7 protein-coding genes and 3 rRNA genes are annotated in these 14,649 nt (G+C 65.5%); 7 read left to right on the top strand and 3 right to left on the bottom strand.

Going from position 1 to position 14,649, the window contains the following annotated elements:
* Nucleotides 1–256: 256 nt before the first annotated feature.
* Nucleotides 257–1,036, bottom strand: a complete 780-nt coding sequence (locus AC2XR2_RS21475; protein WP_491516018.1) for a TetR/AcrR family transcriptional regulator — start codon at nucleotides 1,034–1,036, stop codon at nucleotides 257–259.
* 374 nt (nucleotides 1,037–1,410) lie between these two features.
* On the opposite strand from AC2XR2_RS21475, the gene AC2XR2_RS21470 reads away from it, so the two are divergent.
* Together AC2XR2_RS21470 and AC2XR2_RS21465 are read left to right on the top strand one after the other, a co-directional pair.
* Complete coding sequence (locus tag AC2XR2_RS21470; RefSeq protein WP_449352618.1) at nucleotides 1,411–2,790, top strand: NAD(P)/FAD-dependent oxidoreductase; 1,380 nt, start codon at nucleotides 1,411–1,413, stop codon at nucleotides 2,788–2,790.
* A 221-nt stretch (nucleotides 2,791–3,011) separates the two neighbouring features.
* Nucleotides 3,012–4,649, top strand: a complete 1,638-nt coding sequence (locus AC2XR2_RS21465) for an ATP-binding SpoIIE family protein phosphatase (RefSeq protein WP_491516017.1) — start codon at nucleotides 3,012–3,014, stop codon at nucleotides 4,647–4,649.
* A gap of 100 nt (nucleotides 4,650–4,749) precedes the next feature.
* Here AC2XR2_RS21465 and AC2XR2_RS21460 read toward each other — a convergent pair whose 3' ends face one another.
* Nucleotides 4,750–6,018, bottom strand: coding sequence for an MFS transporter (locus AC2XR2_RS21460; RefSeq protein WP_491518473.1), 1,269 nt, complete (start codon nucleotides 6,016–6,018; stop codon nucleotides 4,750–4,752).
* A gap of 122 nt (nucleotides 6,019–6,140) precedes the next feature.
* Here AC2XR2_RS21460 and AC2XR2_RS21455 point away from each other — a divergent pair, with 122 nt between their 5' ends.
* The 5 genes from AC2XR2_RS21455 (at nucleotide 6,141) to AC2XR2_RS21435 (ending at nucleotide 13,079) form a co-directional block, all read left to right on the top strand.
* Nucleotides 6,141–6,689, top strand: coding sequence for a MarR family winged helix-turn-helix transcriptional regulator (locus AC2XR2_RS21455; protein ID WP_330265937.1), 549 nt, complete (start codon nucleotides 6,141–6,143; stop codon nucleotides 6,687–6,689).
* Between the two features lie 633 nt (nucleotides 6,690–7,322).
* Nucleotides 7,323–8,848 (top strand): 16S ribosomal RNA (locus AC2XR2_RS21450).
* Nucleotides 8,849–9,162: 314 nt separating this feature from the next.
* Nucleotides 9,163–12,284 (top strand): 23S ribosomal RNA (locus AC2XR2_RS21445).
* A 70-nt stretch (nucleotides 12,285–12,354) separates the two neighbouring features.
* Nucleotides 12,355–12,471 (top strand): 5S ribosomal RNA (gene rrf / locus AC2XR2_RS21440).
* The 16S, 23S and 5S rRNA genes sit together here, the layout of an rRNA operon.
* A 62-nt stretch (nucleotides 12,472–12,533) precedes the next feature.
* Complete coding sequence (locus AC2XR2_RS21435; protein WP_491516016.1) at nucleotides 12,534–13,079, top strand: GNAT family N-acetyltransferase; 546 nt, start codon at nucleotides 12,534–12,536, stop codon at nucleotides 13,077–13,079.
* Here AC2XR2_RS21435 and AC2XR2_RS21430 read toward each other — a convergent pair whose 3' ends face one another.
* Nucleotides 13,080–14,639 carry a type IV secretory system conjugative DNA transfer family protein gene (locus AC2XR2_RS21430; RefSeq protein WP_491518472.1) on the bottom strand — a complete coding sequence of 520 codons (1,560 nt, stop codon included), beginning with the start codon at nucleotides 14,637–14,639 and terminating at the stop codon, nucleotides 13,080–13,082.
* Between the last annotated feature and the right edge of the window lie 10 nt (nucleotides 14,640–14,649).

Below are 14,649 nucleotides of genomic sequence, written 5' to 3'. Positions count from 1 at the left end.
GAATGCCCCCGCCGCCGGCCCAACCAGTCCCGAACACCGGGTCAGCGTGCCATATCGACTTTTAGTCAGTAGGGCGCAGTGCGCCGCAACCACTCGTCCGTGGGGTTTTCCGGCGGTGCAGTACTAACTCTCACTCGTTCGGGGAATGCTCAACTGTCGCGGAACCGGCGGGAGTTGAGCAGCACGCCGGAAATGGCCGGGAATGTTCCGGAGTGCGGCCGGCGAACCGACCGCACCCCGTCGTCACCTTGACGGGTCACGCCGGCCGCGACCGCAGACCTTCCAGCAGGATGTCCAGCAGCCGCGCCGAGGCCGCCGCCTGCTGCGCCGCGTCCGGCAGCGAGGGCGCCGCCGTGGCGATCACCAGCAGGACGTCCGACACCGACACGTCGGTCCGCAGCTCACCCGCCGCCCGCGCGCGGTCCACGAGCCGGCCCACGACCTCCAGCAGCGCCGCCGCCCCGGCGTCGTCGTCGCCGGAGACCAGCGGGCTCTCCTCCGGGACCAGCCGCAGCTCGCCGGAGCCCGGGGTGGTCCGCTGCTGCGGCACCCGCGCCCCGTCGTAGCCGTCGCCCTCGTCCGCGACCCCGACCCGCAGCACCTGCGGAGGCAGCAGCCGCCCGGCGCCCGAGGCGACCGACGTGCGCAGGAAGCGCGACAGCGCCGACCACGGCTCGTCCTCCTGGCCGAGGGCAGCCCTTGCCTGGTCGGTCAGCCGGGAGGTCTCCTCCTCGGCTATCCGCCGGACCAGGACGTCCTTGCTCGGGAAGCGCCGGTACACGGTGCCGACACCCACCCGGGCGCGCCGCGCCACGTCCTCCATCGGCGCGCCGTAGCCCAGCTCGCCGAAGACCTCGCGCGCCGCGCGCAGTACGTGCTCCAGATTGCGCTGTGCGTCCACGCGCAGCGGGGTCGAACGCGATCCCTCGCGTCCGTTGCCCGCCGCGCTCATCGCCGAGCCCATCGCGCCGCCCATCGCCCCGCCACCGGGTGCGATGGCGGACGCGGTAGACCAATGAGAGTCCTGAATGTGCATAAATGTTCCCCCGGTAATGACGTCTCCCCCCGGAGACTCTCCCCGCCATCGAAAGCCGGAGCGTGCGGAACAAGCCCGTTTCGCGAGTCCGCCCGTCGCGGACCCGGAGCGCATCCCCCTACACCCCGTCGACACACGAACATAGTTGAGTGGGGGTCAATTCAGAAGGGGCAGGTTCCGCACGGAGCGCCCCCCGATCGGAGTACGGGTGGCAAAAGCGCCGATTGCACCCCCTACGACCACCCGGCGCACACCCACTGACCTGCGCACCTTCCCCACGCTCCGCGGATTCGGCCAACCCGGCGCGCGGATGAACTCCGGTCACACAAATTGTCGAGGCTGTGGACAAACTCAAGCGGCGGGTGCGTCATGGGATGGTGAAGGAACGTGCGCGCATTCTGGTTGTCGGCGGTGGCTACGTCGGGATGTACACGGCCCTGCGGCTGCAACGGAAGCTGAAACGGGAACTCGACCGGGCCGAAGTCGAGATCACCATCGTCACGCCCGACCCGTACATGACCTATCAGCCGTTCCTCCCCGAAGCGGCGGCCGGATCGATCTCCCCGCGCCATGTCGTCGTACCGCTGCGCCGTGTCCTCGACCGCTGCCGGGTCCTCGTCGGCGAGGTCACCGCGATCGACCACGCCAAGCGCACCGCCTCCGTGACCACCCTCGCCACCGAGGAGGAGCGCACCGGCGGCGAGCAGCTGCCGTACGACGAACTCGTCCTCGCCCCCGGGTCGATCGCGCGCACCCTGCCGATCCCCGGACTCGCCGACCACGGCATCGGGTTCAAGACGGTCGAGGAGGCCATCGGCCTGCGCAACCACGTGATCGAACAGATGGACATCGCCTCCTCCACCCGCGACCCCGCGATCCGCGACGCGGCCCTCACCTTCGTCTTCGTCGGCGGCGGCTACGCGGGCGTGGAGGCGCTCGGCGAACTGGAGGACATGGCCCGCTACACCGCGCGCTACTACCACAACGTCCGTCCCGAGGACATGAAGTGGATCCTCGTCGAGGCCACCGGCCGCATCCTCCCCGAGGTCGGCGAGGAGATGGGCCGCTACACGGTCAGCGAACTGCGCCGCCGCAACATCGACGTACGGCTCAACACCCGCCTGGAGTCCTGCGTGGACCGCGTCGCCGTCCTCAGCGACGGCAACCGCTTCCCCACGCGTACGGTCGTGTGGACGGCCGGCGTCAAGCCCAGCCCGCTCCTCGCCGCCACCGACCTCCCGCTCAACGAGCGAGGCCGCCTGAAGTGCACCCCCCAGCTGACCGTGGAGGGCGTCACGCACGCGTGGGCGGCCGGAGACGCGGCCGCCGTCCCCGACGTCACCGCCGACGAGCCCGGCAAGGAGACCGCCCCCAACGCCCAGCACGCCGTCCGCCAGGCCAAGGTCCTCGGCGACAACATCGTGCACGCCCTGCGCGGCGAGCCGCTGGAGACGTACGCGCACGCGTACGTCGGTTCAGTGGCCTCCCTGGGCCTCCACAAGGGCGTCGCGCAGGTCTACGGACGCAAACTGAAGGGCTACCCTGCCTGGTTCATGCACCGCGTCTACCACCTCAGCAGGGTGCCCACCTTCAACCGCAAGGCCCGTGTCCTCGCCGAATGGACCCTGTCAGGGCTCTTCAAGCGGGAGATCGTCTCTCTCGGTTCACTCGAACATCCCCGGGCGGAGTTCGAACTCGCGGCCGGTGGAAAGCCTCCTCATGACCCTGTGAACGACCCGAAGGGGTCGTCCTGACCGGACCGAGGAACTCCACGGACCGCCCCGGCGTCTGACGAATGTCGACCCGGTCGGCCCCCTGCCACACTGATGCCCGTCCTCGGACGGGCAGCCGCCCGCCCCTCGAACCCAAGAGGTCTTCCCACCGTGCTGCACCCCCGGGCTGCCGTCCCCAGCCCACCGGCCGGGCCCGGAACCGGCCCGAAGACGCCGAAGACGACGACACGAGGCAAGGATTCGTGAACTTCACGCGCTGGAGCGCCCGCCTCCCCGGAACGCAGCGCCGCGCCGCAGCGCGGACCGACGACCTGGTCACCGAGGACCGGCTGAGCGAGGGCGCGGTCCCCGCGGCCCGCGTCGAACAACTCACCGTGCCGGTCCCCGGCGTCGATGAACTCCCCGTCCGTGAGGTCCTCGACCGCGTCCCCGCCCTCGTCGCCCTCGTCCACGGCCCCGACCACCGCCTCGCCTACGTCAACGACGCCTACGTGGTCGCCTTCGGACTGCGCACGCCGGGCGCACCGGCCCGCGAAGCCCTCCCGGAGCTCGACGAGATCGGCCTCCTCCCGCTCCTCGACCAGGTCCTGCGCAGCGGCAAGCCCCGCACGGTCAAGTCCCGCAAGGCCCCCGACGGCCGCTCCTACACCTTCACCTGCACCCCGGTCACCGAAGGCGACGGCGGCGTACTCGTCTTCGCCACTGACGTCACCGACCACGCCGAGGCCGCCGAGCGCCTCAGAGCCAGCGAGCGCCGCCAGCGCGAAACCGCCGTCACCCTCCAGCGCAGCCTGCTCCCCCAGGAACTCGAACAGCCGGACGACCTCCGCATCGCCGCCACCTACCACCCCGGCGGCACCGAGGCCGCGGTCGGCGGCGACTGGTACGACGTCATCACCCTCGGCGGCGGCCGCACCGCCCTCGTCATCGGCGACGTCATGGGCCGCGGGGTCCGCGCGGCAGCGGTCATGGGCCAACTGCGCACGGCCGTGCGGGCGTACGCCCGTCTCGACCTGCCCCCGCACGAGGTGCTCCAGCTCCTCGACGGCCTCGCCACGGAGATCGACGCCAACCAGATCGCCACCTGCGTGTACGCCATCCACGACCCGAACGAGGGAAAGCTGGTCTACGCCTCGGCCGGCCACCTGCCGATCCTGGTCCGCGACGAGAGCGGCACCGTCCTGCGCGCCGACGAGCCCACCGGCCCGCCCCTGGGCACCGGCGGCTGGATGCACGCGTCCGGCTCGATCCCGCTCGGCCCCGGCTCCACGGCCGTGCTGTACACCGACGGCCTGGTCGAACGCCGTAACGAGGACCTCGACGAGGGCATCGCGGCCCTCGAACGCGCCCTGGCCGGCGCGACCGGCACCCCGCAGGTCATCTGCGACCGCCTGGTCCGCTCGGCCGGCGTCACCGCGGAACACGACGACGACGTCGCCGTCATGGTCCTCCAGCACCCGGCCCACACGGGCCCCGAGGGAGAGCTGTTCCGCAACGCCGGCCTCGAACTCCTCGGCGGGGTCGAGGCGGCCCCACGCGCGCGTGCGTTCGCCTCCGGCGTGCTCACCAGTTGGCGGTTCCCGGTGGAGCTGCACGACCTGGGCGTGCTCGCGGTGAGCGAACTCGTGGCGAACTCCCTCCAGCACGGCACCCCGCCCATGCGGCTCCGGCTCCGCCGTACCGACCGCCGGCTCATCGTCGAGGTGACGGACGGGGACGACCACCTGCCCCGGCGTCGGAGGGCCGAACCGGGCGACGAATCCGGACGTGGGATCGCGATCGTGGCGACCATCGCGTCGAACTGGGGGTCGCGGCGGACGCCCGGGGGCGGGAAGGCGGTCTGGTGCGAGTTCGTGCTGCCGAAGGGGGCCACGCCGTAGGGGTGCCGGATCGATGCCCGGTGCGGGTTGTCCGTGGTTGGTCGCGCCCCGCGGCGGAGCCGCACATGGACGCTGCCCCGCGCCCCTGGGTCGGTGACAGTCAGGCGGCAATCGACTCGGACTGCGCCCCACCCTGCGCCACCACGCGGCTCTTCCGCAGCGACGGCTGGTTCTGTACCGGGGTGAGCTGCCTGCCCAGGCGTATCGCCAGGTACGTGATGCCCAGCGAGAACAGCAGGAACGTCACGATGTACGGCGCGTGCAGCGAGGCTCCCAGCGGGCCGCCCACCGCCGGGCCCACCGCCAGGGCGAGCTGCTTGACCAGGGCGAAGGCCGAGTTGTACTGGCCCGCCATGCCCTCCGGCGCCAGATCGGCGACCAGTGGGGCGACGGTCGGGGACAGCATCGCCTCACCCAGACCGAACAGGGCGTACGTCGACACGAACGCGGCCGTGGCCAATTCCTGGCTGCCGTGTCCGAGGCCCGCGTAACCCGCGGTGAGCCACGCGACCGCCCAGATGAGGCCGACCGCCGCGATCACCCGGGACCGCTTCCGCCGCTCCACGAACCGCAGCACGGCGAACTGCGCGACCACGATCATCGCGGTGTTCGCGGCCAGGGCCGTCCCCAGCGCGGAGGTGGAGATGCCGGCGGCCTCGACGCCGTACGCGCTCAGGCCCGACTCGAACTGTCCGTAGCAGGCGAAGAACAGCACGAAGCCCAGCACGCACAGCTGCACCATGGCCCGGTTGCCGAACAGCTGCTTCCAGCTGCCCTTGGCGGACCGGCCCGGCGCGTCCTCGATCCGCGGCGAGTGCGGCAGCCGCAGGGTCGTCATCACGACCACCAGCAGCAGGAAGATCGCCGCCTCGATCGCGAACAGCAGAGTGAAGGAGGCCGTGCTGGACGTGTCGACGAGATGCCCGCCGATGAGACCGCCGACGCCGAGCCCGAGGTTCTGAAGGAAGAACTGTGTGGCGAAGGCACGCGAGCGGGTCTCGGCCGTGGAGCAGTCCACGATCATCGTCGCCAGCGCCGGCTGCATCACGGCCTGCCCGGCCCCGAGCAGGGCCGCCGACAGCAACACGGCCGGGGCGTTGCCCGCGATCCCGAGGCTCAGCGAACCGATCGCGGCCGTGACCAGAGCGGCGAGCAACACCGGCAGCGGGCCGCGCCGGACGATGGCCCGCCCGGCGAACGGCAGCACGACGAGTGCCGCCACGGCGAAGACGGCGAGGACCAGCCCCGCCGTCATGGCTCCCAGCCCACGCACCTGCGCCACATAGACGTACAGATACGGGACGGTGAAACCGAGCCCGAACGCGCTGAGTGCGTTGCCCACGTGGATCCGGCGCATCGCTGCGCCCATCGCCCTGGTCACGTTCACCTCTCTCACTAGTTAGGAGTGAAGACTTCAGAGTTAAAGTTCGAAGCTAAAGAGTACATAGTGAAGGACTTCAAGGCAAAGGAGGGGCGTGCGATACTGCCCACATGGCCGAGCCCCCTGGCGTCCCCGAGCCGACGCTCGAAGAGCAGATCGCCGCCTACCAGCGCGAGTTCCAGGACCTCGACCCCCAGGTCGAGCAGATCGTCTCGGCGCTCTCACGCCTCAACCGCCGTATGAACGTCGCGTACGGCCGTCAGACCGCCGCCCTCGGCATCAGCAACGCCGAGTGGGAGGTCCTCAAGGCCCTCGTGCTCTCCGGCGCCCCCTATCGGATGGGTCCCAGCGATCTCGCCAAGCGGCTCGGCCTCACTCCGGCCGCGATGACCCACCGGATCGACCGCATGCTCACCGAGGGACTGGTGACCCGGGAGCGGGACGAGTCCAACCGCGTCCGCGTGATCGTGGAGCTGACTGCCGAGGGCCGCGAGAAGTGGCTGGAAGCGATGCGCCTCGCCACGGTCTTCGAGGAGGACCTGCTCCAGGACCTCTCCGCCGAGGAGCGCAACACCTTCGGGGACGTCCTCACCAGGCTGCTGCGTAGGGTGGAGCACGCCCAGCCCGACGCCGGCGGGCGGCTCAGCGACCTCGACTGAAAAGATCTTGACAGAGGGTGCTTGACAGCCCCCTCGGCGATACGTAGAGTTCTTCGGGTTGCCACGGGGCCGTAACGGTTCTGCGGCAGCACCTCCCGCCGCGAAAGCGGCCACTCAAACCATCAGAACGATCTCCCAGCCGGGGTGAATTCGGCGTGCCCGAATTCAATTCGATTTGGGTGTGGCTCCTCGATTTGGGACCACAGCGAGAGTCCGCTAAGGTTTGAGACGTCGGAACGGCCCAACAGCCGGGAAGGCAAGCCCCGCTGACCGGGGATCAGGCCCGAAAGGATCTGATAGAGTCGGAATCGCCGGAAAGGGAAACGCGGAAGCGGGAACCTGGAAAGCACCGAGGAAATCGGAACCGGAAACGGTCTGATAGAGTCGGAAACGCAAGACCGAAGGGAAAAGCCCGGAGGAAAGCCCGAGAGGGTGAGTACAAAGGAAGCGTCCGTTCCTTGAGAACTCAACAGCGTGCCAAAAATCAACGCCAGATATGTTGATACCCCGTCTCTCTCACTTGTGGGAGGGCGAGGTTCCTTTGAAAAAACACAGCGAGGACGCTGTGAGCGATCGCCTTATTCCGGCGGTCGCTCCGCTCTCGTGATGTGTGCACCCGATTACGGGTAAACATTCACGGAGAGTTTGATCCTGGCTCAGGACGAACGCTGGCGGCGTGCTTAACACATGCAAGTCGAACGATGAACCACTTCGGTGGGGATTAGTGGCGAACGGGTGAGTAACACGTGGGCAATCTGCCCTTCACTCTGGGACAAGCCCTGGAAACGGGGTCTAATACCGGATACCACTGCCCAAGGCATCTTGGGTGGTTGAAAGCTCCGGCGGTGAAGGATGAGCCCGCGGCCTATCAGCTTGTTGGTGAGGTAACGGCTCACCAAGGCGACGACGGGTAGCCGGCCTGAGAGGGCGACCGGCCACACTGGGACTGAGACACGGCCCAGACTCCTACGGGAGGCAGCAGTGGGGAATATTGCACAATGGGCGCAAGCCTGATGCAGCGACGCCGCGTGAGGGATGACGGCCTTCGGGTTGTAAACCTCTTTCAGCAGGGAAGAAGCGCAAGTGACGGTACCTGCAGAAGAAGCGCCGGCTAACTACGTGCCAGCAGCCGCGGTAATACGTAGGGCGCAAGCGTTGTCCGGAATTATTGGGCGTAAAGAGCTCGTAGGCGGCTTGTCACGTCGGGTGTGAAAGCCCGGGGCTTAACCCCGGGTCTGCATTCGATACGGGCAGGCTAGAGTGTGGTAGGGGAGATCGGAATTCCTGGTGTAGCGGTGAAATGCGCAGATATCAGGAGGAACACCGGTGGCGAAGGCGGATCTCTGGGCCATTACTGACGCTGAGGAGCGAAAGCGTGGGGAGCGAACAGGATTAGATACCCTGGTAGTCCACGCCGTAAACGGTGGGAACTAGGTGTTGGCGACATTCCACGTCGTCGGTGCCGCAGCTAACGCATTAAGTTCCCCGCCTGGGGAGTACGGCCGCAAGGCTAAAACTCAAAGGAATTGACGGGGGCCCGCACAAGCAGCGGAGCATGTGGCTTAATTCGACGCAACGCGAAGAACCTTACCAAGGCTTGACATACACCGGAAACGGCCAGAGATGGTCGCCCCCTTGTGGTCGGTGTACAGGTGGTGCATGGCTGTCGTCAGCTCGTGTCGTGAGATGTTGGGTTAAGTCCCGCAACGAGCGCAACCCTTGTCCTGTGTTGCCAGCGTGCCCTTCGGGGTGACGGGGACTCACAGGAGACCGCCGGGGTCAACTCGGAGGAAGGTGGGGACGACGTCAAGTCATCATGCCCCTTATGTCTTGGGCTGCACACGTGCTACAATGGCAGGTACAATGAGCTGCGATACCGTGAGGTGGAGCGAATCTCAAAAAGCCTGTCTCAGTTCGGATTGGGGTCTGCAACTCGACCCCATGAAGTCGGAGTTGCTAGTAATCGCAGATCAGCATTGCTGCGGTGAATACGTTCCCGGGCCTTGTACACACCGCCCGTCACGTCACGAAAGTCGGTAACACCCGAAGCCGGTGGCCCAACCCCTTGTGGGAGGGAGCTGTCGAAGGTGGGACTGGCGATTGGGACGAAGTCGTAACAAGGTAGCCGTACCGGAAGGTGCGGCTGGATCACCTCCTTTCTAAGGAGCACTTCTAAGCCTGTCCTTCGGGACTGGTTCAGAGGCCAGTACATCAGCGAATGTCTGATGCTGGTTGCTCATGGGTGGAACGTTGATTATTCGGCACACTTGATCGTCTTCTCCTTCTAGTACTGCTCTTCGGAGCGTGGAACGTTGAGGGAAGCGGGGAGTGTGTCGGGCACGTTGTTGGGTGTCTGAGGGCACGGCCGTTTGGTCTGTCTTCGGATGCCGGCCCCAGTGAACTCCAGCTCAGGTTGGGGGTGATGGGTGGCTGGTCGTTGTTTGAGAACTGCACAGTGGACGCGAGCATCTGTGGCCAAGTTTTTAAGGGCGCACGGTGGATGCCTTGGCACCAGGAACCGATGAAGGACGTGGGAGGCCACGATAGTCCCCGGGGAGTCGTCAACCAGGCTTTGATCCGGGGGTTTCCGAATGGGGAAACCCGGCAGTCGTCATGGGCTGTCACCCGCTGCTGAACACATAGGCAGTGTGGAGGGAACGCGGGGAAGTGAAACATCTCAGTACCCGCAGGAAGAGAAAACAACCGTGATTCCGGGAGTAGTGGCGAGCGAAACCGGATGAGGCCAAACCGTATGCGTGTGAGACCCGGCAGGGGTTGCGCATGCGGGGTTGTGGGATCTCTCTTCCACGGTCTGCCGGCCGTGGGACGAGTCAGAAACCGTTGATGTAGGCGAAGGACATGCGAAAGGTCCGGCGTAGAGGGTAAGACCCCCGTAGTCGAAACGTCAGCGGCTCGTTTGAGAGACACCCAAGTAGCACGGGGCCCGAGAAATCCCGTGTGAATCTGGCGGGACCACCCGCTAAGCCTAAATATTCCCTGGTGACCGATAGCGGATAGTACCGTGAGGGAATGGTGAAAAGTACCGCGGGAGCGGAGTGAAATAGTACCTGAAACCGTGTGCCTACAAGCCGTGGGAGCGTCGGATATGTGCTTGCACATATCTCGTGACTGCGTGCCTTTTGAAGAATGAGCCTGCGAGTTTGCGGTGTGTTGCGAGGTTAACCCGGGTGGGGTAGCCGTAGCGAAAGCGAGTCCGAATAGGGCGTTTCAGTAGCACGCTCAAGACCCGAAGCGGAGTGATCTAGCCATGGGCAGGTTGAAGCGGAGGTAAGACTTCGTGGAGGACCGAACCCACCAGGGTTGAAAACCTGGGGGATGACCTGTGGTTAGGGGTGAAAGGCCAATCAAACTCCGTGATAGCTGGTTCTCCCCGAAATGCATTTAGGTGCAGCGTCGTGTGTTTCTTGCCGGAGGTAGAGCACTGGATAGGCGATGGGCCCTACCGGGTTACTGACCTTAGCCAAACTCCGAATGCCGGTAAGTGAGAGCGCGGCAGTGAGACTGTGGGGGATAAGCTCCATGGTCGAGAGGGAAACAGCCCAGAGCATCGACTAAGGCCCCTAAGCGTACGCTAAGTGGGAAAGGATGTGGAGTCGCAGAGACAACCAGGAGGTTGGCTTAGAAGCAGCCACCCTTGAAAGAGTGCGTAATAGCTCACTGGTCTAGTGATTCCGCGCCGACAATGTAGCGGGGCTCAAGCGTACCGCCGAAGTCGTGTCATTGCAGCAATAGGGCCAACGCCTGCTGTGATGGGTAGGGGAGCGTCGTGTGCCGGGTGAAGCTGCGCCGGAAGGCAGTGGTGGACGGTTCACGAGTGAGAATGCAGGCATGAGTAGCGATACACACGTGGGAAACGTGTGCGCCGATTGACTAAGGGTTCCTGGGTCAAGCTGATCTGCCCAGGGTAAGTCGGGACCTAAGGCGAGGCCGACAGGCGTAGTCGATGGATAACCGGTTGATATTCCGGTACCCGCTGTGAAGCGTCAAACATCGAACCCATTAATGCTAAGGCCGTGAAGCCGCCCTGATCTCTTCGGAGTTGAGGGGAGTGGTGGAGCCGCTGACCCAAGGTGGTAGTAGGTGAGTGATGGGGTGACGCAGGAAGGTAGTCCATCCCGGGCGGTGGTTGTCCCGGGGTAAGGGTGTAGGCCGTGCGATAGGCAAATCCGTCGCACATGAGGCTGAGACCTGATGCCGAGCCGATTGTGGTGAAGTGGATGATCCTATGCTGTCGAGAAAAGCCTCTAGCGAGTTTCATGGCGGCCCGTACCCTAAACCGACTCAGGTGGTCAGGTAGAGAATACCGAGGCGTTCGGGTGAACTATGGTTAAGGAACTCGGCAAAATGCCCCCGTAACTTCGGGAGAAGGGGGGCCACACCTGGTGATCCAATTTACTTGGTGAGCTGGGGGTGGCCGCAGAGACCAGCGAGAAGCGACTGTTTACTAAAAACACAGGTCCGTGCGAAGCCGTAAGGCGATGTATACGGACTGACGCCTGCCCGGTGCTGGAACGTTAAGGGGACCGGTTAGTCACATTTCGGTGTGGCGAAGCTGAGAACTTAAGCGCCAGTAAACGGCGGTGGTAACTATAACCATCCTAAGGTAGCGAAATTCCTTGTCGGGTAAGTTCCGACCTGCACGAATGGCGTAACGACTTCTCGACTGTCTCAACCATAGGCCCGGTGAAATTGCACTACGAGTAAAGATGCTCGTTTCGCGCAGCAGGACGGAAAGACCCCGGGACCTTTACTACAGTTTGATATTGGTGTTCGGTTCGGCTTGTGTAGGATAGCTGGGAGACTTTGAAGCGGCCACGCCAGTGGTTGTGGAGTCGTCGTTGAAATACCAGTCTGGTCGTGCTGGATGTCTAACCTGGGTCCGTGATCCGGATCAGGGACAGTGTCTGATGGGTAGTTTAACTGGGGCGGTTGCCTCCTAAAGGGTAACGGAGGCGCCCAAAGGTTCCCTCAGCCTGGTTGGTAATCAGGTGTTGAGTGTAAGTGCACAAGGGAGCTTGACTGTGAGACCGACGGGTCGAGCAGGGACGAAAGTCGGGACTAGTGATCCGGCGGTGGCTTGTGGAAGCGCCGTCGCTCAACGGATAAAAGGTACCCCGGGGATAACAGGCTGATCTTCCCCAAGAGTCCATATCGACGGGATGGTTTGGCACCTCGATGTCGGCTCGTCGCATCCTGGGGCTGGAGTCGGTCCCAAGGGTTGGGCTGTTCGCCCATTAAAGCGGTACGCGAGCTGGGTTTAGAACGTCGTGAGACAGTTCGGTCCCTATCCGCTGTGCGCGTAGGAATATTGAGAAGGGCTGTCCCTAGTACGAGAGGACCGGGACGGACGAACCTCTGGTGTGCCAGTTGTTCTGCCAAGGGCATGGCTGGTTGGCTACGTTCGGGAGGGATAACCGCTGAAAGCATCTAAGCGGGAAGCCTGCTTCGAGATGAGTATTCCCACCCCCTTTGAGGGGTTAAGGCTCCCAGTAGACGACTGGGTTGATAGGCCGGATCTGGAAGGCGGGTAACCGCTGGAGGTGACCGGTACTAATAGGCCGAGGGCTTGTCCATATTTGCTCGCGTCCACTGTGTTAGTTCTGAGGCAACGACCGTGTGTTTTCCGGTCTGAGTTTCATAGTGTTTCGGTGGTCATAGCGTGAGGGAAACGCCCGGTTACATTCCGAACCCGGAAGCTAAGCCTTACAGCGCCGATGGTACTGCAGGGGGGACCCTGTGGGAGAGTAGGACACCGCCGAACAAACTTTGCGAAAACCCCCGTTCCTTTTGGAACGGGGGTTTTCTGCGTTTAGGCTTAATTCTATGAGCTATGTGATCCGGTCCGTCCGTGCCCAAGAGTGGCCCGCCGCGAAGGAGTTGCGGCTTGCGGCACTTCAGGATCCGGTCGCGCCTCTCGCCTTCCTGGAGACCTATGAGGAGGCCGTCGCGCGGCCCGACTCCTTCTGGAAGGAGCGGACCACCCAGGGTGCCGAGGGGGCGGACAAGGTACAGACGATCATCGCCGAGGCGCCCGACGGGCAGTGGGTCGGGACGGTGACCGTGTTGTTGGAGGAGCCCGGGACCGTGGACTGGGCGGGGTTTCCGGTGGAGCGGAAGCAGGGGCATCTCGTCGGGGTCTTCGTGCTGCCCGAGGAGCGTGGCAGTGGGCTCACCGATGTGCTGTTCGACGCCGCCCTGGAGTGGGCGTGGGCGCACGGGGCCGAGCGGGTGCGGCTGATCGTGCACGAGGACAACGGGCGGGCGCAGCGGTTCTATCGCAAGGCCGGGTTCGAGCCGAGTGGAGTGGTGGTGCCGCTCGCGGCGGCTCCCGGACAGTCCGAGCTGGAGTTCGTGCTCGAACGTTCCTGATTACACGGGCAGTTCGGCGTCCGGCCAGCGGGTGCGGGCCTGTTCCCGCGACCGGAGCAGGGCCAGGGTCGGTAGCCCCCGGTCCGCTCCGGTGGCCAGCAGCTCCGGGAGCTGGGGAAGCGGAGCCACGGCTGCGACGTCGTCCAGGACGAGCGTCAGTGGTGGGTCGAGGCGACCGGCGGATGACCGTTCGGCCATGTGCCGGCCACGCTCGACCACGCTGGAGGCGAGAGCCGTCAGAAGGGGCATCGCGCCGGGGTTGGTCCTGGGGTCCTCGATGGATTCACCCACCACATAAAGCGTGCCCCCTTCGTCGACGAAGGAATCCAAGGCGAGGGCATCATTTCGGTTGGGAGTGCATGCCTCGCGGATGTTGACGGTGAAGAGGGCGGCGAGGGCTCTCGCTGTCAGTTCCTGGGCGATGTCCCGGCGTTCCGGGTGGGCGGTCAGGGCTGCCTCGAGTTCGCCCGCGGCGCCTGGGGAGGCCTTTGGGTGGGTGCGGAGGGTTCGTACCGCGTCCTGGATCTGGGTGCCCTGGCACCAGCGGTGGACGTGGCGGATGGTGCGGGCGTCTATGGCGGCGGCGTGGAGGTAGCTGCGCAGGAGCGTTTCGGCTACGTCGGTGACGGCCTGGTCGATCTTTGCGGTGGGGCGGATGGGGGCGAGGAGGGCCTGTGCTCTGGCCTTCGCTGTTTCCTTGGTCTCGCAGCCGGTGGTGGGGGACCAGTGGAGGCGGGCCGGGGTGTCGCAGAGGTGGGTGGGGTCGTAGACGTGGACCGGGCCGAGTTTGGCTCGGGCGTCCTTCGTGTCCTGCCAGATGGCTGGGTTCGAGGTGACTACGAGGGTGGGGCCTTCCGCGTCCCGGATGGTTTGGGTTGCGGTGGTGTGGCGGGTGTCGCTGGGGGCGTAGAGGATCGCGCCTTCGGCGCGAGGTGTTTCCCACCCGCCCACCCGTTCACCCTTGGACAGGGAAGTGGGCAGCTTGGCGGGTGTCGGCGTCACGCGGAGTTGCTCGGTGGGCAGGGGGAGCCCGGGCTGGTTGCTCGCCATCGGCGACTGCGGCTGCGTGGGCGGATTCAGTGGTGGGGCCGCGACCATCGGCTCGGGTGCCGGCCTCTGAGCCGGTACTTCGTGGGGCTGGTCCTGGGGCGCCGGGCGATGTTCCCGGGCCGCCAGCCTCTCCGCCCGCGTCCTCGCCCGTACCGCTCTCCAGCGGGCCAGGGTGCCCATCACGAAGATCGTGAGGACGACCAGGATCATCAGTTGGCCGATGAACAGGCCCCAGACCAGGCCGTAGCCGGAGAGTTGGCCGGGTGGGGTGTCGGGCCAGGCGCCGGGGATGTCCTGGGGGTGGCCGATGAGGTGGCGCATGGCCAGGGGGGTGCGGGTGAAGGTGACGTCCTCGGGCCAGGCGCCCTGGGCGAAGAGGGCCGCGAGGCCCGTGGCCGTCCAGACCAGCAGGGTCGTGCCGAGGAGGAAGGCGAGTATGCCGACCAACAGCCCGTCCGGGACGCCTCCCTGGCCTCCCTGTCCGCTCCGGTGGCGGTCGTCCGGTCTCACCACTGCCCGC

The sequence above is a fragment of the Streptomyces sp. LS-MS-L19 genome, from assembly GCF_058382285.1.
Note: the sequence above shows the minus strand (reverse complement) of the source record. Positions and strands in the feature narration are given on the sequence as shown.

Coding starts and splice junctions, on each gene's coding strand:
- AC2XR2_RS21475 (WP_491516018.1), bottom strand. CDS start 1,036: ATGCACATTCAGGACTCTCATTGGTCTACCGCGTCCGCCATCGCACCC.
- AC2XR2_RS21435 (WP_491516016.1), top strand. CDS start 12,534: ATGAGCTATGTGATCCGGTCCGTCCGTGCCCAAGAGTGGCCCGCCGCG.
- AC2XR2_RS21470 (WP_449352618.1), top strand. CDS start 1,411: ATGGTGAAGGAACGTGCGCGCATTCTGGTTGTCGGCGGTGGCTACGTC.
- AC2XR2_RS21455 (WP_330265937.1), top strand. CDS start 6,141: ATGGCCGAGCCCCCTGGCGTCCCCGAGCCGACGCTCGAAGAGCAGATC.
- AC2XR2_RS21460 (WP_491518473.1), bottom strand. CDS start 6,018: ATGGGCGCAGCGATGCGCCGGATCCACGTGGGCAACGCACTCAGCGCG.